Genomic DNA, 1,800 nt, shown 5'->3' on the forward strand with positions numbered 1-1,800 from the left:
CGTTTTTCGCCACTTGCTTTTGTATTTTTTCGATTTTTCTCTGAAAGTAGCTGGCGGATGCCTGCTACTTTCAGTATGTTGTGGGCTAATGCCACAATCCCAAACTCGACATGTACCTTGTCGAGACCCCGCAAAGAAAATCTGCGGAACGACCGATTGCCCTTGATGTGACCGAACACACTTTCTACTTCGACTTTGCGCCGAGCGTAGATAGCGGCTTTCTCTTCACATTCAAGGGCTGTTTTTGCCTTCGCTTTCATTTCTTCGAAGACGGTATTCCAGTGAACTTGACGATTCCCCTTCGCTTTCGTGCACTGTGCTTTCAATGGGCAATCTGTACAATCTTCACATTCGTATATTTTGAAGCTTTGCTCATAGCCAGACGGATTCTTTTTGTTTTGGTATTTTTTAAACGTCACTTTCCTTCCATTCGGGCAAATAAAACAATCCTCTTGCTCACGGTAGGTCCAGTTTTTCGCATTTTTGATGTCTTTTTTGTATTTGCGAGTCTGTTCTTGTACATAGGATCCATATGGAATGAGAAAATCAAATCGAGGCTCTTTCTCGTCACCAATCGCATATACATAGTTTTCTTCACTTCCATATCCTGCATCCGCAATGATTGTTTCGGGCATCGGTAAAGAAGTAGATGCCAGTTTCTCCAAATGGGGGATAAAACAACGCGTGTCTGTAGGTCGTTGATGAATGGTATAAAACAAGATAAACTGATTCTCTGTCCCCATTTGCACGTTATACCCTGGCTTTAGCTGACCGTTTTTCATATGATCTTCCTTCATGCGCATAAAGGTTGCGTCTTTGTCCGTTTTGGAATAGCTGTTACGGTCGCCAAAGATTTCGTTCTGTTCCTTGTATGTAGCTAGTCGCGGTAAGAAATTTTCCCGAATCAGCTTTAAAGGTTTCTTCCATTTACTGCGTTCTTGGCGCTTCTCCTTACGAATCTTTGGATCTGTTTCCTTTTCAATTTCCTCTTTTAGGGTTTCCACTTTTTCTTCTATTTCCTTAGCCACTGCCTCTAGATGATGTTCGGTGATCTCTGCACTTTGTTCGGTTTCCTTTTCTCCCGTTCCAGCTTCTAATTGTGTCAATTCATGTATGTGTTGCAGGGTTTCTTGAATTTTTTCTTTTAATGCTGCTTCAAATTTCATCGTTGATTGTTTCCACACGAAAGAATACTTATTGGCATTGGCTTCAATCTTGGTGCCATCCAAAAAGTAGTTTTCCATTGTGATGTACTTTTCTTCAATCAATTTCAAAATCATAGTTTCGAATAATTCATCCATCAAGGCTTTCATCCGTTCTCCGCGGAACTCATTGATCGTGCGGAAATCTGGTTGTTGCATCGCTGCCAACCACATGGCAGGAATATTTTCTTTTATGAGAGTTTCGATTCCTCGGCAGGAATAAACCTTTTGGGAATAACCATACAGAATGATTTTAAGCATCATTTTGGGATGATAGGAACTTCTGCCACCACCTTTATAATGAGAAAACAATTGCTCATCTGGTACAGCCTCAACCATTTCGTCCACTACACGTGCGACGTGATGTTCTGGTATGAGTGCTTCAATATCAAAAATCACTTGAATTTGACGGTTGTCATATGGTTTGAAAGTAGGGGCTAATTGTCTTTTAGAGGGCTTTTTTTCCTCTGTCTCTGGAAGAAGTGTCAATTGTGTGTTATAATTTTCAGTAGTAATCATTTGATTGCTCATAAAAAATCGTCCTTTCTGGAATGTTGTGTGGTAACTTCATTTTACTAGAAAGGGCGATTTTTTTGTG

1 protein-coding gene is annotated in these 1,800 nt (G+C 40.6%); it reads right to left on the reverse strand.

Going from position 1 to position 1,800, the window contains the following annotated elements; genetic code table 11:
* Positions 1-1,733, reverse strand: a 1,733-nt coding sequence (locus tag H0Z31_15585; GenBank protein MBO8178842.1) for an IS1182 family transposase, incomplete at its 3' end; no start/stop codon positions are given.
* Between the last annotated feature and the right edge of the window lie 67 nt (positions 1,734-1,800).

The organism is Bacillus sp. (in: firmicutes), assembly GCA_017656295.1.
Classification (GTDB): domain Bacteria; phylum Bacillota; class Bacilli; order Bacillales; family JACDOC01; genus JACDOC01.